Below are 24,109 nucleotides of genomic sequence, written 5' to 3' on the forward strand. Positions count from 1 at the left end.
CCGCCGAAGTCAGACGGTAACATAATGTTTTTACCGTAACTGTCGAGATGATTTATGAAACGTGCCGTCGTCGTGTTCAGCGGAGGACAAGATTCCACTACCTGCCTGGTTCAGGCCCTTCATCAGTACGATGAAGTTCATTGTGTGACTTTCGATTATGGTCAGCGTCATCGCGCAGAAATCGACGTAGCCCGCGAACTGGCGCTGAAACTGGGCGCGCGCGCGCATAAGGTGCTGGACGTCACGCTGTTAAACGAACTGGCCGTCAGTAGCCTCACCCGCGACAGCATTCCTGTTCCTGACTACAAACCTGACGCCAGCGGTATTCCCAATACCTTTGTGCCGGGCCGTAATATTCTTTTTCTGACCCTGACGGCCATCTACGCCTATCAGGTGCAAGCCGAAGCGGTGATCACCGGCGTTTGCGAAACCGATTTCTCCGGTTATCCGGACTGCCGCGACGAGTTTGTGAAAGCGCTCAATCACGCGGTAAATCTGGGGATGGCCAAGGAGACGCGCTTTGAAACGCCGCTAATGTGGCTTGATAAAGCGGAAACCTGGGCGCTGGCGGACTACTGGGGCAAACTGGATCTGGTTCGCAGCGAAACCCTGACCTGCTACAACGGCATTAAAGGCGACGGATGTGGCCAGTGCGCCGCCTGTAACCTGCGTGCCAATGGCTTGAATCACTACCTGGCAGATAAAGCCGGTGTGATGGCCGCGATGCAGAAAAAAACCGGGCTGAAATAAGGTTACTTCACTGTGCTGTCGCACTGATAAAGTCGACAGCACAGGCATTCAGATAAATGCTCCCTACACGATCATCAACTCCAGCTTTTCCCGCAACTCCCCTTCCAGCGGCAGTGCCTTCTGCGTTTTCAGATCGATACAAACGAAGGTGATCAGCGCATCGGCCACCACCTGCCCTTCAGGATCCAGCGTCACGACCTGACTGAGTACACCACTCTTCCCGTTTAGCTGTTGAACCTGGCTGGTAACGGTAAGCACATCTCCCAGCACGGCCGGGCGACGGTAGTTGATATTAATATTGACGACCACGAACGCGATGTTGTGCGCAGTCAGCCATTGAAAGCTTTCGCTGTTCTCCAGCCCATCCCAGCGCGCCTCTTCAAGAAATTCGAGATAGCGGGCGTTATTCACGTGCTGGTAAACATCAAGATGGAAACCGCGTACTTTGATTTTTGTCTGCATAGCGCAATAGCCTTTACTGTTGTTATAGGATAAGAGGTCAAGACTGGTATGACCTCTTTATCCTGGCAAACTTTTGCTGCTGTGCAAGTAAAACTGAGATTACAACGTCAGGTGTGAGAGGTTGCGCTCAACCAGTGAACTGCCCATCCCCGGAACCTGCCTGAGGTCGTCAACCGTTTTAAACGGGCCGTACTCTTCACGGTAGCTGACGATAGCCTGCGCTTTTTTAAGCCCTACGCCGTTCATCACGCGGGCGAGATCTTCAGCCGAGGCCGTATTGATGCTGACGCGTGTACCGTCGTCCTCTGTGCTTTTGCCAGGTTCAGCGGCTTTAGTTTGGGCGGGAGCCTGTGCAGTGGGGTCAGTTTTGCTCTGTACAGACTGCGTTTTTGCTGCGGGGGCCGCCAGTGCGCCTGCGCTCATCCCGGCGGTGGCAATAGCCAGTGTAATTAACAGTGCTTTGATTCCACATTTCATGCTGTTATCTCCTTGTTTGTTGACAGCCACATCACGATAGCCGTCAGCAAAAACAGGCTCAAACATGAGATCGCAGAAATGGAAAAGGCCGCGAAAGCGGCCTTCAGGTTTTGCAGAGCGTTACGAAAATCTGCGAGCAGATACGTAATTACTGCTGCTGAGTCATCACATCGCCCAGCTTGATTTTGGCTTCTTTACGCAGGTTGCTCATCATCGCTTCGAAAGCAATCTGGGCATTGTTCTGGGTGATACCCTGAACCATCGCTTTCTTCTGCTCTTCTGGCATGGTGCCGGCTTTCACTTCGTCCAGCGCCAGCAGAACAACGTTACCCTGCATGTCGGTTGTCGTGCCGAAGCTTGGCTTGTCCTTCGCAGGCAGGCTCAGACCAAACACAGCCTGGCTGATTGGGTCCTGACCGGTGCGGCTCAGCGTTTTCGCGTCACCGAAGCTCAGACCCGCTGCTTTCAGGGCGTCTTCTTTACCGGCTTTCAGGTCAGCCAGGATCTTCTCAGCATCCAGTTTTGCCTGCTGTTCCGCTTTGTTATGTTTAACCTGCGCAACAACCTGATCTTTCACTTCCGCCAGCGGTTTTACCGCTTCAGGCTTGTGCTCGCTCACGCGCAGAACAAACGCACGGTCACCGTCAACGGTAATGATATCGGAGTTGCTGCCCGGCGTACCGTTCTCGCCCACCAGACCACCGTTGAAGATGGCATCCGAAACCGGTTTGAAGTTCAGCTCTTCCGGCAGGTTGTCACGTCCAAACCAGCCGGTCTCAACCGCTTTCACGCCTGCGGCCTGCTCTGCACCCGCCAGAGATTCATTGTCGTTGCTCGCTGCATCGCTCACTTTCTGCTGCAGAGCATAGTAAGCATCCAGCGCTTTTTCCTGTTTCACTTTGGCGGCGATATCATCACGCACTTCAGCCAGAGGCTTGGTTTTGGCGGGTTCGATATCATCCAGACGCGCAACCAGGAAGCCAACGGATGATTTAATCACACCCGACAGCTGGCCTTTGTCTTTCAGACCAGCATTTTTCAGCTCATCCGGTGTAGTCGCCGCTTCCAGCCAGCCCATATCACCGCCATTTTTCGCAGAGATGATGTCGGTGGATTTTGCTTTCGCGACGGTCGCGAAATCTGCGCCTTTGTTCAGCTCATCCAGAACGGCTTTGGCATCGGCTTCTGTTTTGGTCTGAATCACGCTGTAGCGGTTACGCTGAGGCTGAGTGAACTGATCCTGATGCTGATCGTAGTAAGACTGGATTTCCGCATCAGTGGCGGTTTCCTGCAACGCAGCAGCATCCAGCTTGATGTAGCTCACGCGGAACTGTTCAGGTGCAACAAAGCTATTTTTGTTCTGCTCGTAGTACGCGTTAATCTCTGCATCACTCACCTGCTGCTTCGCCGCGAGCGCATTCACATCGATGGTCGCCTGGCGCACAACACGCTGCTGCGCCACCAGGGCTGCCAGTTCGTCAGTTTCACCTTTGAGCATAAAATCAGTGCCAACCACCGCATTGATCAGCTGTTGCGTCGTCAGCTGGTTACGCAGCGCCTGAGCGTATTGATCGGCCGTCATGCCCATCTGATTCACAATGCTGTTATAGCGGGCGTTGTCGAATTTGCCGTTAGACTGGAATGCCTGAGTTGAGAAGATAGCTTTTTTAACCTGCTCATCGCTGATACCCAGACCCAGTTTTTTGGCATATTGATCCAGGAGCGCTTCGTCAATAAGGCGGTTCAGTGTCTGTTGGCGCAGGGTTTTCATGTATCCTTCGTTCGCTGCCAGTTCAGAGAACTGGTCGCCCAGCTGTTGCTGCATACGGTTACGTTCACCGGCAAACGCATTCTCGAACTGCCCACGGCTGATTTCCTGGCCATTCACTTTTGCGGCATAGTTCGCGCCACCGCCGATAAGGTAACTGCTCACGCCGGTCAATATGAACGACACGATAATGATACCGAAAATAATCTTGAGCACGAGACTGTTAGCAGCCGTGCGTAAGCTGTCCATCATGGTGTAACAACACTCCGCTGTAGGTGACTGGTTACCTGACGCTAACGGAAAATCCTGACCGTCGCGCGTAAAGACGTATTGTGACAAGAAAACGGGGCGATTGTCAGCCCACAACTCGCATAAACTCGCACAAATCAGGTCTGGACAAACAAAAAAGGCACATCAAATGATGCGCCCTTGTACTTTTCGGCTTCCCTGAAACGGGAAAGCAATCAGTTTACTGCGTCTTTCAGCGCTTTACCTGCACGGAAACCCGGCACTTTAGCGGCAGCAATGGTGATCTCTTTACCGGTCTGAGGGTTGCGGCCAGTACGGGCAGCACGCTCTTTAACAGCAAAAGTACCGAAGCCTACCAGTGCAACGTCGTCCCCAGCCTGCAGAGATTCAGTAACAGAAGCAATTAATGCATCTAACGCACGTCCAGCTGCAGCTTTAGAAATATCAGCACCAGCAGCAATTTTGTCAATCAGTTGAGATTTATTCACTGTTCTCTTCCTCTCTTTATAATTTATATCGCGCCTGAATCCTTCACAACGCGACCGCGCAGCAGTTATATCAGGCCTGCCATGACCTTACAACACCCGTTGTTGATGGCTGACCTAATCAGCAATCTAAATTAGCTATACAAAAAAAGGCTGGCAAGTGCGAAATGACTTACCAGCCTTGTTTTTATTGACGCTCTTTGCGCGAGGTCACTATTTTGCGGTTACAACCTGCATTCCGGACGGTTCATTCTGCAATGCGAGAGTAAGAACTTCCTCAATTCGCTTAACAGGATGGATCTGCAGATCGGCAATCACGTTGTCCGGAATCTCTTCCAGATCGCGTTTGTTCTCGTAAGGAATCAATACGGTTTTGATCCCACCACGATGTGCCGCCAGCAGTTTTTCTTTTAAACCACCGATTGGCAGAACCTGACCGCGCAGGGTGATTTCACCGGTCATTGCGACATCAGCGCGGACCGGGTTGCCCGTCAGACAGGAGACCAGCGCGGTACACATCGCGATACCTGCGCTTGGGCCATCTTTCGGCGTTGCCCCTTCCGGGACGTGAACGTGGATGTCGCGTTTTTCGTAGAAATCCGGGTTAATGCCCAGTTTCTCCGCACGCGCGCGTACCACGGTCAAGGCCGCCTGGATGGACTCCTGCATGACTTCGCCCAGAGAACCGGTATAAGTCAGTTTACCTTTCCCTGGCACACAGGCGGTTTCGATGGTCAGCAGATCGCCGCCCACTTCCGTCCATGCCAGACCAGTGACCTGACCCACGCGGTTTTCGTTGTCCGCACGACCATAGTCGAAACGCTGAACGCCCAGATAGGCATGCAGGTTATCGCCGTTAATCGTGATGTGTTTCAGGCTCTTATCCAGCAGCAGCTGTTTCACCGCTTTACGGCACAGTTTCGAGATTTCACGCTCAAGACTACGCACGCCCGCTTCACGCGTGTAGTAGCGAATGATGCCGATGATCGCGCTGTCCTCTACGGTCAGCTCGTTGGCTTTCAGTGCATTACGCTCAACCTGTTTCGGCAGCAAATGCTGTTTCGCAATGTTCAGCTTCTCGTCTTCGGTATAACCAGACAGACGGATCACCTCCATACGATCCAGCAGTGGAGCCGGAATGTTCATGGAGTTGGAGGTCGCCACGAACATCACATCGCTCAGATCGTAGTCCACTTCCAGATAGTGATCGCTGAACGCCACGTTCTGTTCTGGATCAAGCACTTCCAGCAGAGCCGAGGCCGGATCGCCACGCATGTCCGACGACATTTTGTCGATCTCATCGAGCAGGAACAGTGGGTTTTTAACCCCTACTTTCGCCATCTTCTGGATCAATTTACCCGGCATAGAACCGATGTAGGTACGACGGTGACCGCGGATTTCCGCTTCGTCGCGTACGCCACCCAGCGCCATACGGATATATTTGCGTCCGGTCGCTTTCGCAATTGACTGACCCAGAGAGGTTTTACCTACCCCTGGCGGTCCAACCAGACAGAGGATTGGGCCTTTCAGTTTGTTTACACGGCTTTGTACCGCGAGGTACTCAAGGATGCGGTCTTTAACACGCTCCAGGCCGTAGTGGTCGGTATCCAGGATCTCCTGCGCCTGACGCAGGTCTTTTTTGACCTTGCTGCGGGCGTTCCACGGCACCTGAACCATCCACTCGATGTAGCCACGCACCACCGTCGCTTCAGCCGACATCGGAGACATCATTTTCAGCTTCTGCAGTTCAGCTTCCGCTTTCTCTTTGGCCTCTTTCGGCATTTTTGCCGCGTCGATCTTACGCTTCAGCGCTTCGTTTTCGTCCGGCGCGTCGTCCATCTCGCCGAGCTCTTTCTGAATGGCTTTCATTTGCTCATTCAGATAGTACTCACGCTGTGATTTTTCCATCTGCTTTTTCACGCGGTTGCGAATACGCTTCTCAACCTGCAGCAGATCGATTTCAGACTCCATCATCGCCATCAGGTATTCCAGACGTTCGTTAACGTCGGACATCTCCAGCACGGACTGTTTGTCCGCCAGCTTCAGCGGCATATGCGCTGCGATGGTGTCCGCCAGACGTGCGGGATCGTCGATGCTGTTCAGCGACGTCAGCACTTCTGGTGGGATTTTCTTGTTCAGCTTGATATAGCCTTCAAACTGGCTAATCGCGGTGCGCACCAGCACTTCCTGCTCGCGCTCATCAAGCTGAGGCGAGTCAAGGTACTCTGCCTTGGCAGAGAAATGTTCGCCATTGTCTGACAGGGTGGTAATACGCGCACGCTGCAAGCCTTCTACCAGCACCTTAACGGTGCCGTCAGGCAGCTTCAGCATCTGCAAAATAGAGGCCACGGTCCCGACGGTGAAAAGATCGTTTACACCCGGCTCATCCGTCGAAGCTTCCTTCTGCGCAACCAACATGATTTTTTTATCATGATCCATGGCGGCTTCGAGGCAACGGATAGATTTTTCCCGCCCTACAAATAAGGGTATGACCATGTGCGGATAAACCACCACATCGCGCAACGGCAATACGGGGATTTCAATGCGTTCAGAACGCTCAGGATTCATAGAGCTCTCTCTTAGTTTAGTGTCCGCCAGGTAAACTGGTCATGTAACTGTGCTTCACACAACCATTAACATGTAATCCAGTATATGGGGATGTTTCCCACACATTCAACGCCATGAATACGGAAAAAGTAAAGGGGAGATAAAATCCCCCCTTTTTGATTAACTGCTTGTATGATTTGGTGAATTATTCGCCAGATGCCTGCTGTGCTTCCGGTTTACCGTAAATCAGCAGTGGCTTGGTCTGACCGCCGATAACGGATTCGTCGATAACCACTTTTTCGACATCTTCCATAGAAGGCAGGTCGTACATGGTATCAAGCAGCGCCGCTTCAACAATGGAACGCAGACCACGTGCACCGGTTTTACGGATCATCGCTTTCTTCGCAATCGCATCCAGCGCTTCATCGCGGAATTCCAGCTCTACGCCTTCCAGATTGAACAGTGCCTGATACTGCTTGGTCAGCGCGTTTTTCGGCTCTTTCAGGATCTGGATCAGCGCTTCTTCACTCAGCTCATTCAGCGTGGCGACAACCGGCAGACGACCAATGAATTCAGGGATCAGACCAAATTTAATCAGATCTTCTGGTTCAACCTGGGACAGCAGTTCGCCTTCGTTCGCTTTCTCTGATTTCGCTTTCACCGTTGCGCCAAAACCAATGCCGGAGCCGGTTTCAACACGGTGGGAAATAACTTTATCCAGACCGGCGAAAGCACCACCACAGATGAACAGGATCTTGGAGGTATCAACCTGCAGGAACTCCTGCTGCGGATGTTTACGGCCACCCTGCGGCGGTACTGCGGCAACGGTCCCTTCGATCAGCTTCAGTAATGCCTGCTGTACACCTTCACCTGATACGTCACGGGTGATAGACGGGTTGTCTGATTTACGGGAGATCTTGTCGATCTCATCGATATAGACGATCCCGCGCTGGGCTTTCTGTACGTCGTAATCGCACTTCTGCAGCAGTTTCTGGATGATGTTTTCCACATCTTCACCCACATAACCGGCTTCGGTCAGGGTGGTGGCATCCGCCATGGTGAACGGCACATCCAGCAGGCGTGCGAGCGTTTCAGCCAGCAGCGTTTTACCGGAACCGGTTGGGCCGATCAGCAGAATGTTACTTTTACCCAGTTCCACGCCATTGCTGGTATCACCGTTACGCAGGCGTTTGTAGTGGTTATACACCGCCACCGCCAGCACTTTCTTCGCCTGCTCCTGACCGATGACATAGTCGTCAAGGTGATGACGAATTTCATGCGGTGTCGGCAGCGCGCTACGCTCACGGTGAGGGGCTACTTCTTTAATCTCTTCGCGAATGATGTCATTACATAAATCAACACATTCGTCGCAGATATACACGGACGGCCCGGCAATCAGTTTACGCACTTCATGCTGGCTTTTGCCGCAAAAAGAGCAGTACAGCAGTTTGCCCGAACCATCTTTGCGTTTATCTGTCATGAGTCCAAACCTCTTTTTAAGTTCTTTGTGCCGCACATGACGACGCAAATGCCATTCTCAGACGCAAGCTGCTCTCAAGCAGAGTGCCGCTTTACCTTAGTATAGCGGCACACTCGCGTCGCGGGCATCAATTACGATGGGTCAAAACGGAGTCGACTAAGCCGTACTCTACTGCCTCTGGAGCTGAGAGGAAGCGATCGCGCTCGGTATCGCGCTCGATCTGCTCAAGAGATTGACCCGTATGCTGCGCCATAAGTTCATTCATGCGCGCTTTTACTTTCAGGATTTCGCGGGCGTGGATTTCGATATCCGTCGCCTGCCCCTGGTAACCACCCAGCGGCTGGTGAATCATCACGCGGGAATTCGGCAGGCAGAAACGTTTGCCTTTTGCCCCTGCGGTTAACAGGAAAGCGCCCATAGATGCTGCCTGACCCATACAGATAGTGCTCACATCAGGCTTGATGAATTGCATGGTGTCATAAATGGACATACCCGCCGTAATTACGCCGCCTGGGGAGTTAATATACAGGTAAATGTCTTTTTCCGGGTTTTCCGCTTCCAGAAACAGCATCTGCGCCACGATCAGGTTCGCCATGTGGTCTTCCACCTGGCCGGTCAGAAAGATAACGCGTTCCTTGAGCAGACGGGAATAGATATCAAAAGAACGCTCACCACGTGAGGTCTGTTCAATAACCATTGGCACAAGAGCCATATGGGGTGCAAAGTTATCTCGTTCGCCACTGTATGACATTTCCGTCTCCTGGATCAAAATTGAAAACACCTGCTGTACTGATTGTAACCTTACGGACGGATTATCAGCCAGTCTCATTCATCTGATTACACACTTATGGGGTTTACATTGCCCTATTTCAAGCATAACAACCTTTTGTTGTTACGCTAACACCGAAAGGGCGTTTTAGCACCCTTCCAGGGCTATTGGTGCGATAAAAAAAACCCGTTGCCGGAAGGCAACGGGTTTTTGTTCAAACTTTAAACCTTCGGGGCGAAATTACGCCTGCTGGTTCATCAGTTCGTTGAAAGAGGTCGCTTTTTCGGTCACTTTCGCTTTCGCCAGTACCGCTTCAACCGCCTGCTCTTCCAGGGCAACGTTACGCATGTTGTCCATCAGCTCTTTGTTCTTACCGTAGAACTCGATAACTTCTGATGGATCTTCGTATGCGGAAGCCATCTCTTCGATCAGGCCTTTCACACGCTCTTCGTCAGCTTTCAGCTCGTGGGTACGAATCACTTCGCCCAGCAGCAGGCCAACTACAACGCGGCGTTTTGCTTGCTCTTCGAACAGCTCGCGTGGCAGTTCCATCGCTTGCTGCTGGTTGCCACCGAAACGCTGAGCAGCCTGACGGCGCAGTACGTCGATTTCGCTGTCGATCAGGGCTGCTGGAACGTCGATTTCGTTCGCTTTCACCAGACCTTCGATCGCCTGAGATTTCACACGGTTACGCACAGCGCCGTTCAGCTCGCGTTCCATGTTTTTACGTACTTCAGTACGCAGACCTGCAACAGATCCATCTTCCACGCCGAAACGCTTGATGAACTCTTCAGTCAGTTCTGGCAGCTCGCGCTCTTCAACTTTCTTCAGGTTGATGACGAACTTCGCCGCTTTACCTTTCAGGTTTTCAGCGTGGTACTCTTCCGGGAAGGTCACGTCGATGGTGAAGTCTTCGCCCGCTTTGTGGCCTTTAATACCGTCTTCGAAGCCTGGGATCATACGACCTTGGCCCATAGCCAGTACGAAGTCAGTCGCTTTGCCGCCTTCGAACTCTTCGCCGTCTACAGAACCGGTGAAGTCGATGGTGACACGGTCTTCAGCGTCAACAGCGCCTTCTTTTTCTTTCCAGTTAGCCTGCTGCTTACGCAGGGTATCCAGCATGCCGTCGACATCTTCGTCAGTCACGGAAACAATCGGTTTTTCAACTTCGATAGATTCCAGACCTTTCAGTTCAACTTCCGGATACACTTCGAACTCTACAGAGTAGGTGAAGTCTTCGCCCAGTTTGTATTCGCCTGGCACGTAGTTCGGCGCACCGGCCGGATTGATTTTTTCTTTGATGATCGCATCGATAAAGTTGCGGCTCATCAGTTCACCCAGCACATCCTGACGCACGGAAGCGCCATAACGCTGAGCAACAACATTCATTGGTACTTTGCCCTTACGGAAGCCGTCAATACGTACTTTTTTTGCTACGTTGACCAGCTCGCTTTTCACAGCAGTTTCGATGCTGTCAGCAGCGATAGTAATCGTTACACGGCGGCCAAGGCCTTGAGTGGTTTCAACTGAAACTTGCATCTTGTTACCTCAAAAAAATCACAGTGCTCGGTCAACTCTGAATCTGTCTGTTTTACCGGGATGCTCTCTTAGTGCAGATTCACATTCCCTGTCGCCAGAATCATCCCGAAGACATTCAATAAGACGCGGCATTATAGCGGCATCACTTAGGTGAGTCGAGAACGGTTGGGGCATGTTGCTGCGGCTTTTTTCACACTTTAAGGCTATTTTTAGCCTTAAAATCGCACCATCCGCTCAAAACTCAGACAAAACAAAACGGCCCGAAGGCCGTTTTGAGGAAATCTGTAAGCAACATACTGGAAAAACTCCAGCGGTTGCAAATCCGATTTATCAGGCGATGGTGCCTGCACCGCGACAAGGCGGGGATGCAAATACCGTATCCTGCAAGCCTTCCCACTCCTTAATGGTGTAGGTATGCAACGCCAGGGCATGTACGGTTGTGGAGAGTTCATCCGTCAAGGTGCTGTAGATCATGCGATGTCGGTTCAGGAAACGTTCTCCCGTGAAGCGATCGCTAACCAGAACCACTTTGAAGTGGCTTTCAGAACCTGCCGGCACGTTATGACGATAGCTTTCGTCGACGACTTCGAGGAACACAGGGTTGAACGCTGCCCTTAATTTATCTTCTATCTGCTCACGTATCATCATGAAATTACTCCTCCGACAACGCCAGGATGTCACCCATCCCTTTAAATGTTAGCCGCTTTTACCGGTTCCATTACAACAAGACAACAAATATTTAGCTTTCGTCTTATTTTCTCATTCAAACGAATGAAGTTCACTGTGAGACTCATACGTTTTGTCATTCTAAGGTTGAGAAAACGGGTGAGCTGGTCAGTTTTCAGACAAGGCGATGAATTTACATGCGTTGACCACTTCCCCTGGCCGTTAGCGATGTTATGATGGCGGCAATTTTTCTCTCTATATGCTTACGATTCGTTGAGAACCCGAAAATGTTAAAAAAACTCTTCTTTCCGTTGGTAGCCCTTTTTATGCTGGCCGGCTGCGCTACCCCACCAACCACCATTGATGTCTCACCAAAAATCACACTGCCTCAGCAGGATCCAAGCCTGATGGGCGTGACCGTGAGCATTAACGGTGCCGATCAGCGTCAGGATCAGGCCCTGGCGAAAGTGACCCGCGACAACCAACTGGTGACGTTGACCGCTTCCCGTGACCTGCGCTTCCTGCTGCAGGAAGTGCTCGAGAAACAGATGACCTCCCGTGGTTACATGATTGGCCCAAGCGGCGCGGTTGATCTGCAGATCATCGTTAACAACCTGTACGCTGACGTTTCCCAGGGTAACGTTCGCTACAACATCGCTACCAAAGCGGACATTGCCATCATCGCAACCGCGAAGAACGGCAATAAGATGACCAAAAACTATCGCGCCAGCTACTCCGTAGAAGGGGCTTTCCAGGCATCTAACCAGAACATCGCTAACGCCGTAAACAGCGTGCTGACCGATACCATCGCCGATATGGCGCAGGACACGAGCATTCACGACTTTATCAAGCAAAACGCGCGTTAATCCTGCTGACTGACCCGGTTGTGTGCCGGGTCAGTTTTTAAGAACATGTCCAGACATTACTTACGCATTTTCCAGCAACCCAAATCAGCCATTTTGCTGATCCTTGGCTTTGCCTCCGGTTTACCCCTCGCGCTCACGTCCGGCACACTGCAGGCCTGGATGACGGTTGAGAATATCGATCTCAAAACCATTGGCTTCTTCTCGCTCGTCGGCCAGGCGTATGTCTTTAAGTTCCTCTGGTCGCCGGTGATGGATCGCTATACCCCACCTTTCCTGGGCCGTCGTCGCGGCTGGCTGGTGATGACGCAGGTCCTGCTGCTGCTGGCCATTGCAGGAATGGGCTTTCTGGAGCCGTCAACACAGCTTCGCTGGATGGCCGCCCTTGCGGTGGTGATTGCCTTCTGTTCCGCTTCACAGGATATCGTGTTTGATGCCTGGAAAACGGACGTGTTGCCCGCGGAAGAGCGTGGAGCCGGTGCGGCCATCAGCGTGCTGGGTTATCGTCTGGGCATGCTGGTATCCGGCGGTCTGGCGTTATGGCTGGCGGACCGCTATCTGGGCTGGCAGGGCATGTACTGGCTGATGGCCGCCCTGCTGATCCCGTGCATTATTGCCACCCTGCTCGCCCCCGAGCCGAGCGACGTAATCCCGGTTCCCCGTTCGCTGGAGCAGGCCGTTGCCGAACCGTTGCGTGATTTCTTTGGCCGTAACAATGCCTGGCTGATCCTGCTGCTTATCGTCCTTTATAAGCTGGGTGATGCCTTCGCGATGAGTCTGACCACCACGTTTCTGATCCGCGGTGTCGGGTTTGATGCCGGTGAAGTGGGAGTGGTGAATAAAACCCTCGGACTGTTTGCCACCATCGTCGGCGCACTGTACGGCGGCGTGTTGATGCAGCGCCTGACGCTGTTCCGCGCATTGCTAATCTTCGGCATTCTTCAGGGCGCGTCTAACGCAGGTTACTGGCTGTTGTCGATCACCGATAAACACATGGTCAGCATGGCGGCGGCGGTGTTCTTTGAAAACCTCTGTGGCGGAATGGGTACTGCGGCGTTTGTCGCCCTGCTGATGACGCTCTGCAACAAATCGTTTTCGGCAACGCAGTTCGCTCTGCTGTCGGCGCTTTCTGCCGTGGGTCGGGTGTATGTTGGGCCGATTGCGGGCTGGTTTGTTGAGGCGCACGGTTGGCCGACGTTTTATCTCTTCTCCGTGGTGGCGGCCGTACCCGGCATTTTATTGTTGCTGGTCTGCCGCCAGACGCTGGAATATACCCAGAGGACAGAACACTTTATGCCGCGAACGGAATATCAGCGCGCCTACCGTTTTGCGCTACGCCTGTTAATGGTGGGATGTCTGGCGCTGGGGTTATGGCTCGTAGTGCTCATTATCAATGCCAGTACCGGCCTGACTCTTCCTCTCGAAGCCCTTCTCCTGGATGTTGGCGCCCTGCTGGCGGTCGCCGGGATCCTCCTCGGCGGGCTGCTCGATTTTCTGGCGTTGCGTAAAACGCAGATGTCCTGAAGATAAAAACGAAAGGTTATTTCCCGTTGTAATCACTAACCGAAATTATAACGGTGAAATAACCGACAGACGCTAAAAAAAATATTTGTTGTTTTGTGCGGGATAGGATTTGGAAATTATTGGAGCCGTTTCCATCTGGCTATTTTTCATTAAACGATTCAGCATGAGAAAGATTGAATTTTCGTTTTTTAGTTGTCTTTTTATTGATAATTAATTGTTAATTTTTTGTTTATTTTTAACAATGGTTATACCAATTGCCCCTTTTAGGGTATGCTTGGGGGTCCTTTCGTTATAAAGCCCATACCATGCGGCTTCGGTCATAAAAACCGACATAATTTGCAACACTTGTGACACGTGCGGCAGAACCCGGTAACACCTTCCTGACACAGGCCTAATGATGTTTACAGTAATGTAACCTTCCCGTAAAATGCCCCCACACTTTAAACGCCACCAGACTCCCGTGGAATTGAGGTCGTTAAATGAGACTCAGGAAATACAATAAAAGTTTGGGATGGTTGTCATTATTTGCAGGCACTGTATTACTCAGTGGCTGTGATTCTGCACTACTAGACCCCAAAGGACAGATTGGACTGGAACAACGTTCACTGATACTGACGGCATTTGGCCTGATGTTGATTGTGGTTATTCCAGCCATTTTGATGGCTGTTGGTTTCGCCTGGAAGTATCGTGCGAGCAATAAAGATGCGAAGTATAGCCCTAACTGGTCACACTCCAATAAAGTGGAAGCTGTGGTCTGGACGGTTCCTATTCTGATCATCCTGTTCCTCGCTGTACTGACCTGGAAAACCACTCACGCACTTGAGCCAAGCAAACCGCTGGTTCACGATGAAAAACCCATTACCATCGAAGTGGTCTCCATGGACTGGAAATGGTTCTTCATCTATCCAGAGCAGGGCATTGCTACCGTGAATGAAATCGCCTTCCCGGCGAACACTCCGGTTCAGTTCAAAGTGACCTCCAACTCCGTAATGAACTCCTTCTTCATCCCACGTCTGGGTAGCCAGATTTACGCGATGGCCGGTATGCAGACCAACCTGCACCTGATCGCGAATGAAGCAGGCACCTATGATGGTATCTCCGCCAGCTATAGCGGCCCGGGCTTCTCAGGTATGAAGTTCAAAGCTATTGCGACGCCGGACCGTGCCGCTTTCGACCAGTGGGTTGCAAAAGCGAAGCAGTCTCCAAACACCATGTCTGACATGGCGGCGTTCGAAAAAGTGGCTGCACCTAGCGAATACAACAAGGTGGAGTACTTCTCTAACGTGAAACCTGATTTGTTCAAAGACGTTATTGGCAAATTTATGGATCACGGCAAGAGCATGGACATGACCCAGCCTGAAGGCGAGCACAGCGTGCACGAAGGTATGGAAGGCATGGACATGAGCCACGCGGAAACCGCTCACTAAGGGGCCGAGGAAGAAAATGTTCGGAAAATTGACACTGGATGCAGTGCCCTACCATGAACCGATTATCGTGGTTACGGTGGCTGCAATTATCATCGGTGGTGCGGCCTTACTGGCCTTGATCACTTACTTCGGTAAGTGGAGCTACCTGTGGAACGAGTGGCTGACTTCGGTTGACCACAAAAAACTCGGTATCATGTACTGCATCGTCGGTATCGTCATGTTAATTCGTGGCTTTGCGGATGCGATCATGATGCGTAGCCAGCAGGCACTCGCGTCTGCGGGTGAAGCCGGCTTCCTGCCGCCGCACCACTACGACCAGATCTTTACCGCCCACGGCGTTATCATGATCTTCTTCGTGGCGATGCCGCTGGTTATCGGTCTGATGAACGTGGTCGTTCCGCTGCAAATCGGCGCGCGCGACGTTGCGTTCCCGTTCCTGAACAACCTGAGCTTCTGGTTCACGGTTGTCGGCGTTATCCTGGTTAACCTGTCACTGGGTGTGGGCGAATTCGCACAGACCGGCTGGCTGGCTTACCCGCCGTTGTCAGGAATTGAATACAGTCCGGGCGTAGGTGTCGACTACTGGATTTGGGCGCTTCAGCTCTCCGGTGTTGGTACAACCCTGACCGGTATTAACTTCTTCGTGACCATTATCAAGATGCGTGCCCCTGGCATGACCATGTTCAAGATGCCGGTATTTACCTGGGCATCTCTGTGCGCCAACATCCTGATTATTGCGTCCTTCCCAATTCTGACTGTCACCATCGCGCTGCTGACCCTGGACCGCTACCTGGGCACCCATTTCTTTACCAACGATATGGGTGGCAACATGATGATGTACATCAACCTGATTTGGGCGTGGGGTCACCCGGAAGTGTACATCCTGGTTCTGCCGGTGTTCGGTGTGTTCTCCGAAATCGCAGCAACCTTCTCGCGTAAACGTCTGTTTGGTTACACCTCTCTGGTGTGGGCAACCGTGTGTATTACCGTTCTGTCGTTCATCGTTTGGCTGCACCACTTCTTCACCATGGGTGCGGGCGCGAACGTAAACGCCTTCTTCGGTATTACCACCATGATTATCGCCATCCCTACCGGGGTTAAGATCTTCAACTGGCTGTTCACCATGTACCAGGGCCGTATCGTGTTCCACTCAGCAATGCTGTGGACCATCGGCTTCATCGTGACCTTCTCCGTAGGTGGGATGACCGGCGTACTGCTGGCGGTACCGGGTGCTGACTTCGTTCTGCACAACAGTCTGTTCCTGATTGCGCACTTCCATAACGTTATCATCGGTGGTGTGGTCTTCGGCTGCTTCGCTGGCGTAACCTACTGGTGGCCAAAAGCGTTCGGCTTCACGCTGAACGAAAAATGGGGTAAACGCGCGTTCTGGTTCTGGATCATCGGTTTCTTCGTGGCGTTTATGCCGCTGTACGTGCTGGGCTTCATGGGTATGACCCGTCGTCTGAGCCAGCAGATTGATCCACAGTTCCACCCAATGCTGATGGTTGCAGCGGGCGGTGCGGTGCTGATTGCTTGTGGTATCGCGTCTCAGCTGATTCAGTTCTACGTGTCTATTCGCGACCGCGACCAGAACCGTGACCTGACCGGTGACCCATGGGGTGGCCGTACGCTGGAGTGGGCGACCTCTTCTCCACCTCCGTTCTATAACTTTGCCGTTGTGCCGCAGGTCCATGAACGCGATGCATTCTGGGAAATGAAAGAAAAAGGTGAAGCGTACAAGCAACCTGCTCATTACGAAGAGATCCACATGCCGAAAAACAGCGGCGCGGGCATTGTGATTGCCGCTTTCGCAACGGTATTTGGTTTCGCAATGATCTGGCACATCTGGTGGATGGCGATTGTTGGCTTTGCTGGCATCGTAATCAGCTGGATTGTGAAGAGCTTTGACGAGGACGTGGACTACTACGTACCAGTCCGTGAAGTTGAAAAGCTGGAAAATCAGCATTTCGACGAGATTTCTAAAGCGGGGCTGAAAAATGGCAACTGATACTCTGGCGCACTCGACTGCCCACGCGCATGAACATGCGCACCACGATACAGGACCGACCAAAGTCTTCGGTTTCTGGATCTACCTGATGAGCGACTGCATTCTGTTCTGCTGTCTGTTCGCGACCTATGCCGTTCTGGTGAACGGCACAGCGGGCGGCCCGACCGGCAAGGACATTTTTGAACTGCCGTTCGTTCTGGTTGAAACCGCACTGCTGTTATTCAGCTCCATTACCTACGGCATGGCGGCTATCGCCATGTACAAAAACAACAAGAGCCAGGTTGTCTCCTGGCTGGCGTTGACCTGGTTGTTTGGTGCTGGATTTATCGGGATGGAAATCTATGAATTCCATCACCTGATTATGGAAGGCTTCGGGCCAGATCGCAGTGGCTTCCTGTCCGCGTTCTTCGCGCTGGTCGGTACCCACGGTCTGCACGTGACCTCGGGTCTGATCTGGATGGCGGTACTGATGTTCCAGATTTCCCGTCGCGGCCTGACCAGTACTAACCGTACCCGTATCCTGTGCCTGAGCCTGTTCTGGCACTTCCTGGACGTGGTATGGATCTGTGTGTTCTCTGTAGTGTATCTGATGGGGGCGATGTAATGAGTCATTCAAACGATCATGGCGCTTCCCACGGTAGCGTAAAAACCTACATGACAGGTTTTATCCTGTCGATCATCCTGACAGTGATCCCGTTCTGGATGGTGATGAGCGGTTCTGCGTCTAAGCCGGTTATTCTGGGTGCAATCCTGGTGACCGCGGTGATTCAGATTCTGGTGCATCTGGTTTGCTTCCTGCACATGAACACCAAGTCCGATGAAGGCTGGAACATGACGGCATTCATCTTTACCGTGATTATCATCGCTATCCTGGTAGTCGGTTCCATCTGGATTATGTGGAACCTTAACTACAACATGATGGTTCACTAAGAGCGGCGAGTATGTTTAAGCAATACCTGCAAGTAACGAAACCAGGCATCATCTTTGGCAACCTGATCTCCGTGATCGGAGGGTTCCTGCTGGCCTCTAAAGGCAGCATTGATTACACCCTCTTTATCTACACGCTGGTCGGTGTGTCGCTGGTTGTTGCGTCCGGTTGTGTATTTAACAACTACATCGACATGGATATCGACAAGAAGATGGAAAGGACCAAAAATCGGGTGCTGGTGAAAGGCCTGATCGCCCCTTCCGTCTCGCTGGTGTACGCCACCTTGCTGGGTATTGCTGGCTTTATGCTGCTGTGGTTTGGTGCTAACCCACTGGCCTGCTGGCTGGGGGTGATGGGGTTCGTGGTCTATGTGGGCGTTTACAGCCTGTATATGAAACGTCACTCCGTCTACGGCACGCTGATTGGTTCTCTCTCCGGCGCTGCGCCGCCGGTGATTGGCTACTGCGCCGTCACGAACGAGTTTGACAGCGGTGCGCTGATCCTGCTGGCTATCTTTAGCCTGTGGCAGATGCCGCACTCCTATGCCATCGCGATTTTCCGCTTTAAGGATTATCAGGCAGCGAACATTCCGGTTCTGCCGGTCGTGAAAGGCATTTCCGTTGCCAAGAACCACATCACGCTGTACATCATCGCCTTTGCCGTGGCAACGCTGATGCTCTCGCTGGGGGGGTACGCCGGGTATAAATATCTGGTCGTGGCCGCCGCGGTGAGCGTCTGGTGGCTTGGTATGGCCCTGCGCGGTTACAAAGTGGAAGATGACAAAGTCTGGGCGCGCAAACTGTTTGTGTTCTCGATTGTCGCCATCACCTCGTTGTCGGTGATGATGTCCGTGGACTTCATGGTGCCGGATTCGCACAACCTGCTGACTTACGTCTGGTAAGTGTGCAGAAATGAAAAAGCCAGGTTAATCACCTGGCTTTTTTTTTGCCCGACGCTGTTTTGCACGATGGTAATATCTCTTAAACAAACACCTGTTTACCGCAATTAACACCCCGCCTAAACTAATGCCTGCTTTTGAATTGAGGTGGCAATGAACGATTATAAAATGACACCGGGCGAGCTACGCGCGACCTGGGGTTTAGGGACTGTTTTCTCGCTACGGATGCTCGGCATGTTTATGGTCCTGCCTGTTCTGACCACGTACGGCATGGCATTACAGGGCGCCAGCGAAGCATTGATTGGCCTGGCGATTGGTATTTATGGTCTGGCTCAGGCGGTATTCCAGATCCCGTTTGGTCTGCTCTCTGACCGTGTAGGCCGCAAACCCCTGATTGTTGGTGGTCTGCTGGTGTTCGTGCTGGGTAGCGTCATCGCTGCCCTCTCCCACTCCATCTGGGGCATTATTCTTGGCCGCGCCCTGCAGGGTTCCGGCGCGATTGCCGCCGCCGTGATGGCGCTGCTGTCGGATTTAACCCGCGAACAAAACCGTACCAAAGCGATGGCATTTATCGGCGTGAGCTTTGGCGTCACGTTTGCGATTGCGATGGTGCTCGGCCCGATTATTACCCATACGCTTGGCCTGCACGCCCTGTTCTGGATGATTGCCGTGCTGGCGACCCTCGGTATTGCCTTAACGCTGTGGGTGGTACCGGACAGCAAAAACCACGTCCTGAACCGTGAATCCGGGATGGTAAAAGGCTGCTTTAGCAAAGTGCTGGTTGAGCCGCGCCTGCTGAAGCTGAACTTCGGCATTATGTGTCTGCACATTTTGCTGATGTCGACCTTTGTCGCCCTGCCCGGCCAGCTGGCTGCAGCAGGTTTCCCGGCGGCAGAGCACTGGAAAATCTATCTGGTGACGATGGTGATTTCGTTCGTCTCGGTGGTACCGTTTATTATCTATGCCGAAGTGAAGCGCAAGATGAAGCGCGTCTTTATCGGCTGCGTGGCGGTATTGCTGATTGCCGAGATCGTACTCTGGGGCGCCGGTCCGCACTTCTGGGAGCTGGTTGCCGGTGTGCAGATCTTCTTCCTGGCGTTTAACCTGATGGAAGCCCTGCTGCCGTCGCTGATCAGTAAGGAATCCCCTGCCGGTTATAAAGGCACGGCGATGGGTATCTACTCCACCAGCCAGTTTATCGGCGTGGCGATTGGCGGCGCACTCGGTGGCTGGGTAGACGGCCTGTTTGATTCACAAACCGTCTTCCTCGCGGGCGCACTGCTGGCGACGGTCTGGCTGCTGGTCGCCGGTACCATGAAAGAGCCGCGCTACGTCAGTAGTCTGCGGGTAGAAATTCCGGACGACGTTGAGATCGATGATGCGCTGAAACAGCGTCTTGTATCGACAGAGGGCGTGAGTGAAGTGCTTATCGCGGCAGAAGAGCGCAGCGCGTATGTCAAAATAGACAGTAAAGTGACAAACCGCTTTGAAGTCGAACAGGCCCTGAAAGCCTGAAAAAAAGCCCGGTCTGACCGGGCTTTTTCGTTTTAATCGCGGAAGTTTTTGAACTGGAACGGTTGCCCCAGATCGCCGCCGCGCACCAGCGCCATGACGGACTGCAGGTCATCACGGGATTTACCGGTTACACGAATTTCTTCGCCCTGGATCTGCGCCTGAACCTTCAGCTTGCTGTCTTTGATGAGCTTAACGATTTTCTTCTGAACCGCGCTCTCAATGCCCTGCTTCAGTTTGGCTTCAACAAACCAGGTTTTACCGCTGTGCACGAACTCTTCCGGTACGTCCAGCGAGGTCCCTTCAATGCCGCGTTTTAACAGCTTGGCGCGCAGAATATCGAGCAGCTGATTAACCTGAAAATCAGATTCGCTCAGCACCTTAATGGTCTTATTGGCATCGTTCAGCTCAAACGAGGCTTCAACGCCACGAAAATCGAAACGTGACTCAACTTCGCGGGTTGCGTTTTCTACGCCGTTGCGAACTTCCTGGATATCAACTTCGGAAACAATATCGAAAGATGGCATCTTTTCTTCTCCCTTCATTTTTGTTGCGTTGCATAATACCCGCTACGAGGCATAACTCAACAGAAGCTTAGCTGACGGCGCTATACTTAGGCCGTAACACCTGGCGCAGTTGCAGGTGAGGAGGAACAATGAAAATCACAGTGCTCGGATGCGGAGCCCTTGGTCAGCTATGGCTGGCCGCGCTATGCAAGCACGGACACGAGGTTCAGGGTTGGCTGCGTGTACCTCAGCCCTATTGCAGTGTAAACCTGATTGGTGAAGACGGAAGTATCTTTAACGAATCCCTCACCGCGAACGATCCTGATTTCCTGGCGCAAAGCGACCTGCTGTTGGTCACGCTCAAAGCGTGGCAAGTTTCAGATGCGGTAAAAGCGCTGGCAGCCCAACTCCCCCCAACATCGCCCATTTTACTGCTGCATAACGGTATGGGGACGATTGATGAGTTGAAAAGCATTGCCCAGCCGCTGCTGATGGCCACCACCACGCACGCTGCGCGCCGCGATGGCAATATCATTGTGCATGTCGCCAACGGCGTCACGCATATTGGGCCTGCCCGCGACCAGGATGGCGACTACAGTTATCTGGCAGACACGCTGCAGAACGTACTGCCAGATGTGGCCTGGCATAACAACATCCGCCCACAGCTGTGGCGCAAGCTGGCCGTTAACTGTGTGATCAATCCACTGACCGCACTGTGGAACTGCCCGAACGGGGAACTGAAGAACCATCCCCAGGACGTTGCCACCCTCTGTGCCGAAGTCGCCTCGGTAATCGAGCGTGAAGGCTTACACACATCGGCGGATGATTTACGCTATTATGTCGAGCAGGTTATTGATAGTACGGCAGAAAATATCTCATCCATGCTGCAGGATGTTCGGGCGCTACGCCACACCGAAATCGACTACATCACTGGCTATCTGCTAAAACGCGCCCGGGCACACGGCATTGCTGTGCCGGAAAACGCCCGCCTGTATGACCTGGTAAAACGTAAGGAGAGTGAATATGAGCGCGTCGGCACTGGTTTGCCTCGCCCCTGGTAGCGAAGAGACTGAAGCGGTCACCACCATCGATATCATGGTGCGTGGCGGCATTAAGGTCACCACCGCCAGCGTCGCCAGCGATGGCAACCTGGCTATTACCTGTTCCCGTGGAGTGAAACTCCTTGCAGATGCCCCACTGGTACAGGTGGCCGACGGGGATTACGACATCATCGTGCTGCCCGGAGGCCTGAAAGGTGCGGAGTGTTTTCGCGACAGCCCTTTGTTAGTCGAAACCGTCAGACAGTTTCATCTGTCGGGACGTATCGTTGCCGCCATTTGTGCCGCCGCCGGGACGGTACTGGTTCCACATAATATCTTCCCCATTGGTAACATGACCGGTTTCCCGGGGCTGAAAGAGACTATACCGGAAGAGCAGTGGGTGGATAAACGCGTCGTCTGGGATCCGCGCGTCAACCTGCTCACCAGCCAGGGGCCAGGAACCGCGATAGACTTTGGCTTAAAGATTGTTGACCTGCTGGTCGGGCGTGAGAAAGCCTACGACGTCGCCTCAACGCTGGTGATGGCGGCGGGGATTTATAACTACTACGAGTAAAAGCAAAACGGCAACCTGAGGTTGCCGTTTTTAATGTTTGCACCCTCTACCCGTGGGAGAGGGTCGGGGTGAGGGCATCAGGCCGCACTCCCTTAAAATGAACTACGGACGATACACCTTCACATTCGCAAAGCCCTGCTCACGCAGGTACAGCGCCTGCAGGCGACTCATCACTCCACGTTCACACCACAGCAGGTATGTTTTGCTCTGGTCGAGGTCGCCAAATTTGGTGCTCAGCTTATAGAACGGCAGAGAAACCACTTCCACCCCTTCCACCTGCAGCGGCTTGTCGTCCTGCTCATCAACGGAGCGGATATCCAGAATCGCGTCGTTGGCACCGAAACCGCTCACGGTTTCAACTTCAACCACTTCCTGCTCGGTCTGCTGGGCAATCTCACGGATGTCGATGTTGGACGCTTCTTCCACCACTTTATCCAGAATGCTGAAATCGAAGTGCTCTTCTTCCGCTTCGATCTTCGCCTTCACCGCTTTGACCGTCGGGCTCTTCGAGATCACGCCGCAGTACTCTGGCATGGTACGGGCAAAATCTTCTGTACCGATTTCGCGCGCCAGATCGATGATGTGCTCTTTATCATGGGAGATCAGCGGACGCAGGATCAGGGTATCAGAAACATTGTCGATGAGACGCAGGTTGGTCAGCGTCTGGCTGGAAACCTGCCCCAGCGCTTCACCGGTGACCAGCGCCTGCACGCCGTAGCGTTCCGCTACTTTAGAGGCCGCACGCACCATCATACGCTTGAGGACCACGCCCATCTGACCGTCGTCCACTTTCTCCAGGATTTCGCCAACCACTGGCTCGAAGTTGATCGCCACAAAGCGCACGCGGTGCGAGCTGCCAAAGCGATTCCACAGATAGTGTGCCACCTGACGCACGCCGATTTCATGCGCCGCGCCGCCCAGATTAAAGAAGCAGTAATGCACACGGCAGCCGCGACGCATCAGCATGTAGCTGGAGACGCCAGAGTCGAAACCACCGGAAATCAGCGACAGCACATCTTCCTGGGTACCGATTGGGAAGCCGCCGATACCTTCGTAACGCCCTTTCACCAGCAGCAGGCGATCGTTTTCGATCTCCAGGTTCACGGTGACATCCGGGTTGGTCAGACGCACGCGCGCCGTTTCAACATGCTGGTTCAGACCGCCGCCAACGTAACGTTCCACCTCGATAGAGCTGAATTCGTGCTTGCCGCGACGCTTCACGCGCACGCAGAAGGTTTTGCCTTCGATCTGGTCGCGATACTGCACCAGCGCTTTTTCGAAGATGTCATGCAGGGAAGTGAACGGAACATCTTCCACTTCCAGAATATGGTGAATACCCGGAATACGGGTCAGCGCGTCGCGAATGTCCTGACGTTTGTTTTCATCTTTCGCGCGAACTTCAACGTGATCCCAGTGGCGCACCACGGCGAGCGTTTCGTCGTAGTGCTTTAAAACGTTACGAATGTTCCCGGTGAGAATTTTAATAAAGCGCAAACGCACAGATTGGCTTTTGATGGTGATTTCAGGGAACAATTTAATGATAAACTTCATGGCGGCAATGTTTCTTAGGCAAGCGTATTAAGGCTTGTAATGGAAAATAATATTACAGCCCACACCCGTGGCTGCATCCAGGCGCG

General features: G+C 52.8%; 22 protein-coding genes. 11 read left to right on the forward strand and 11 right to left on the reverse strand.

Annotation, left to right across the window (positions count from 1 at the left end):
- Window positions 1–54 precede the first annotated feature (54 nt).
- Window positions 55–750: a 7-cyano-7-deazaguanine synthase QueC gene (queC, locus tag NQ842_RS19000; RefSeq protein WP_013095864.1), complete on the forward strand. Its 696-nt coding sequence runs from the start codon at window positions 55–57 to the stop codon at window positions 748–750.
- 63 nt (window positions 751–813) lie between these two features.
- Here queC and NQ842_RS19005 read toward each other — a convergent pair whose 3' ends face one another.
- From NQ842_RS19005 to bolA, 9 genes are all read right to left on the reverse strand, one after another.
- Window positions 814–1,212 (reverse strand): YbgC/FadM family acyl-CoA thioesterase, encoded by a 399-nt coding sequence (locus tag NQ842_RS19005; protein WP_014830880.1) that lies wholly within the window; start codon window positions 1,210–1,212, stop codon window positions 814–816.
- Window positions 1,213–1,311: 99 nt separating this feature from the next.
- A complete protein-coding gene (locus tag NQ842_RS19010; RefSeq protein WP_014830879.1) occupies window positions 1,312–1,689 on the reverse strand; it encodes a helix-hairpin-helix domain-containing protein in 378 nt (125 codons plus the stop codon).
- Window positions 1,690–1,837: 148 nt separating this feature from the next.
- Window positions 1,838–3,709, reverse strand: coding sequence for a peptidylprolyl isomerase (gene ppiD, locus NQ842_RS19015; RefSeq protein ID WP_050860809.1), 1,872 nt, complete (start codon window positions 3,707–3,709; stop codon window positions 1,838–1,840).
- A 212-nt stretch (window positions 3,710–3,921) separates the two neighbouring features.
- Window positions 3,922–4,194: a nucleoid-associated protein HU-beta gene (hupB, locus tag NQ842_RS19020; protein ID WP_002444653.1), complete on the reverse strand. Its 273-nt coding sequence runs from the start codon at window positions 4,192–4,194 to the stop codon at window positions 3,922–3,924.
- Between the two features lie 210 nt (window positions 4,195–4,404).
- Window positions 4,405–6,759 carry an endopeptidase La gene (gene lon / locus NQ842_RS19025; RefSeq protein ID WP_257256205.1) on the reverse strand — a complete coding sequence of 785 codons (2,355 nt, stop codon included), beginning with the start codon at window positions 6,757–6,759 and terminating at the stop codon, window positions 4,405–4,407.
- 184 nt (window positions 6,760–6,943) lie between these two features.
- Window positions 6,944–8,218, reverse strand: coding sequence for an ATP-dependent protease ATP-binding subunit ClpX (gene clpX, locus NQ842_RS19030; protein WP_014830877.1), 1,275 nt, complete (start codon window positions 8,216–8,218; stop codon window positions 6,944–6,946).
- Between the two features lie 127 nt (window positions 8,219–8,345).
- The gene (gene clpP / locus NQ842_RS19035; protein ID WP_014069126.1) at window positions 8,346–8,969 is read right to left on the reverse strand and encodes an ATP-dependent Clp endopeptidase proteolytic subunit ClpP; all 624 of its coding nucleotides are present in this window, start codon (window positions 8,967–8,969) and stop codon (window positions 8,346–8,348) included.
- A gap of 258 nt (window positions 8,970–9,227) precedes the next feature.
- Entirely contained in the window at window positions 9,228–10,526 is a 1,299-nt protein-coding gene (gene tig / locus NQ842_RS19040; protein WP_257256206.1) for a trigger factor, read from the reverse strand.
- Window positions 10,527–10,856: 330 nt separating this feature from the next.
- The gene (gene bolA, locus NQ842_RS19045; protein ID WP_014830876.1) at window positions 10,857–11,174 is read right to left on the reverse strand and encodes a transcriptional regulator BolA; all 318 of its coding nucleotides are present in this window, start codon (window positions 11,172–11,174) and stop codon (window positions 10,857–10,859) included.
- Window positions 11,175–11,479: 305 nt separating this feature from the next.
- Between bolA and NQ842_RS19050 the strand changes: the two genes are divergently transcribed.
- The 8 genes from NQ842_RS19050 to NQ842_RS19085 all read left to right on the forward strand — a co-directional run bounded on the left by NQ842_RS19050 (window position 11,480) and on the right by NQ842_RS19085 (window position 20,355).
- Window positions 11,480–12,058 carry a lipoprotein gene (locus tag NQ842_RS19050; protein ID WP_014830875.1) on the forward strand — a complete coding sequence of 193 codons (579 nt, stop codon included), beginning with the start codon at window positions 11,480–11,482 and terminating at the stop codon, window positions 12,056–12,058.
- A 45-nt stretch (window positions 12,059–12,103) separates the two neighbouring features.
- Window positions 12,104–13,579, forward strand: coding sequence for a muropeptide MFS transporter AmpG (gene ampG / locus NQ842_RS19055; protein ID WP_248041893.1), 1,476 nt, complete (start codon window positions 12,104–12,106; stop codon window positions 13,577–13,579).
- A gap of 479 nt (window positions 13,580–14,058) precedes the next feature.
- On the forward strand, window positions 14,059–15,006 hold the full coding sequence (gene cyoA / locus NQ842_RS19060) for a cytochrome o ubiquinol oxidase subunit II (RefSeq protein ID WP_257256207.1): 948 nt from the start codon (window positions 14,059–14,061) through the stop codon (window positions 15,004–15,006).
- Between the two features lie 16 nt (window positions 15,007–15,022).
- Entirely contained in the window at window positions 15,023–17,014 is a 1,992-nt protein-coding gene (gene cyoB, locus NQ842_RS19065) for a cytochrome o ubiquinol oxidase subunit I (protein ID WP_014830873.1), read from the forward strand.
- On the forward strand, window positions 17,004–17,618 hold the full coding sequence (locus NQ842_RS19070) for a cytochrome o ubiquinol oxidase subunit III (RefSeq protein ID WP_008503324.1): 615 nt from the start codon (window positions 17,004–17,006) through the stop codon (window positions 17,616–17,618). The genes cyoB and NQ842_RS19070 overlap by 11 nt, the downstream gene beginning before the upstream one ends.
- Window positions 17,618–17,944 carry a cytochrome o ubiquinol oxidase subunit IV gene (locus NQ842_RS19075; protein ID WP_006176899.1) on the forward strand — a complete coding sequence of 109 codons (327 nt, stop codon included), beginning with the start codon at window positions 17,618–17,620 and terminating at the stop codon, window positions 17,942–17,944. Before NQ842_RS19070 ends, NQ842_RS19075 begins: the two co-directional genes overlap by 1 nt.
- A gap of 11 nt (window positions 17,945–17,955) precedes the next feature.
- On the forward strand, window positions 17,956–18,843 hold the full coding sequence (gene cyoE, locus NQ842_RS19080) for a heme o synthase (protein ID WP_010428092.1): 888 nt from the start codon (window positions 17,956–17,958) through the stop codon (window positions 18,841–18,843).
- Window positions 18,844–18,993: 150 nt separating this feature from the next.
- Window positions 18,994–20,355, forward strand: a complete 1,362-nt coding sequence (locus NQ842_RS19085; RefSeq protein ID WP_046888885.1) for an MFS transporter — start codon at window positions 18,994–18,996, stop codon at window positions 20,353–20,355.
- 32 nt (window positions 20,356–20,387) lie between these two features.
- On the opposite strand, the gene NQ842_RS19090 is transcribed toward NQ842_RS19085, so the two are convergent.
- On the reverse strand, window positions 20,388–20,879 hold the full coding sequence (locus tag NQ842_RS19090) for a YajQ family cyclic di-GMP-binding protein (RefSeq protein WP_008503327.1): 492 nt from the start codon (window positions 20,877–20,879) through the stop codon (window positions 20,388–20,390).
- Window positions 20,880–21,007: 128 nt separating this feature from the next.
- Here NQ842_RS19090 and panE point away from each other — a divergent pair, with 128 nt between their 5' ends.
- Together panE and yajL are read left to right on the forward strand one after the other, a co-directional pair.
- Entirely contained in the window at window positions 21,008–21,919 is a 912-nt protein-coding gene (gene panE, locus NQ842_RS19095) for a 2-dehydropantoate 2-reductase (RefSeq protein WP_014830871.1), read from the forward strand.
- Window positions 21,882–22,472, forward strand: a complete 591-nt coding sequence (gene yajL / locus NQ842_RS19100; protein ID WP_014830870.1) for a protein deglycase YajL — start codon at window positions 21,882–21,884, stop codon at window positions 22,470–22,472. The genes panE and yajL overlap by 38 nt, the downstream gene beginning before the upstream one ends.
- Before the next feature lie 102 nt (window positions 22,473–22,574).
- On the opposite strand, the gene thiI is transcribed toward yajL, so the two are convergent.
- Window positions 22,575–24,023 carry a tRNA uracil 4-sulfurtransferase ThiI gene (gene thiI, locus NQ842_RS19105; protein WP_013095844.1) on the reverse strand — a complete coding sequence of 483 codons (1,449 nt, stop codon included), beginning with the start codon at window positions 24,021–24,023 and terminating at the stop codon, window positions 22,575–22,577.
- Window positions 24,024–24,109: the final 86 nt, after the last annotated feature.

Origin of the sequence: Enterobacter cloacae complex sp. R_G8 (assembly GCF_024599795.1) — a bacterium.
Lineage (GTDB): Bacteria > Pseudomonadota > Gammaproteobacteria > Enterobacterales > Enterobacteriaceae > Enterobacter > Enterobacter dissolvens.